Origin of the sequence: Micromonospora fiedleri, assembly GCF_016774385.1 — a bacterium.
GTDB classification, from domain to species: domain Bacteria; phylum Actinomycetota; class Actinomycetes; order Mycobacteriales; family Micromonosporaceae; genus Micromonospora; species Micromonospora gifhornensis.
The window spans coordinates 1-568 of the sequence record NZ_JAETXL010000031.1 but is presented as its reverse complement, the minus strand read 5'-3'; the positions used below and the strand labels follow the sequence as shown (position 1 = coordinate 568).

1 protein-coding gene and 1 pseudogene are annotated in these 568 nt (G+C 63.2%); both read right to left on the bottom strand.

The features are described from left to right. A partial coding sequence (gene cas2e / locus JMF97_RS30485) for a type I-E CRISPR-associated endoribonuclease Cas2e (RefSeq protein ID WP_203224663.1) occupies positions 1-213 on the bottom strand: 213 nt, incomplete at its 3' end. Then, positions 213-568 (bottom strand): annotated as a pseudogene (locus JMF97_RS30480) (type I-E CRISPR-associated endonuclease Cas1e); the annotation flags it as partial. The gene cas2e and the pseudogene JMF97_RS30480, both read right to left, overlap by 1 nt.

Sequence of the window (568 nt, the reverse complement as noted above, 5' to 3'; positions counted from 1 at the left end):
GTGGACCTGGAAGCACAGCCGTTGTTCACCTGGCTGCTGATAGACGAGCAGGGCTCGACCCGGGCCAGCCATCTCGACAACTCTGGACCAGAGACGCTGGCGAATTCGGCTGTTCACGTGGCCCACGTACACGCCTGCGGAAATTTCCAGTAACCACTGAGTCAGGTGTCCGCGGAGCCCTTCGGGACAGGCGGTCAGGATGATGACGGTCATCAGAAGTCAACTTCTCCGCCATAGTTGCGACCGCTGGTGAACTCATAGCCGCTCTCATCCCACAGGCGCACCGTGTCGTTCTCCGCTTCCCCGTCGAGCCACGCCTCATCGATCGGCCCGGTCGGGCCGGGACTGAGCAGCAGACTGCGGATGTCGCGTACGCATCGGTCGAGAAGAGCACCGTCGTGGATACGGTCGCGGACGGCACGCCGGGTGTCCGATCCGATGTCGGTCGAGCCGCTGGCGGCGACGTCGAAGGCGACCGGAATAGTGTATTCGGCCTTGTAGAGGTCGGCGATGTCGTAGACAAAGGATCGGTCGTGCCCGGTGTGGACGAATCCCAGGCCGGGTGAGG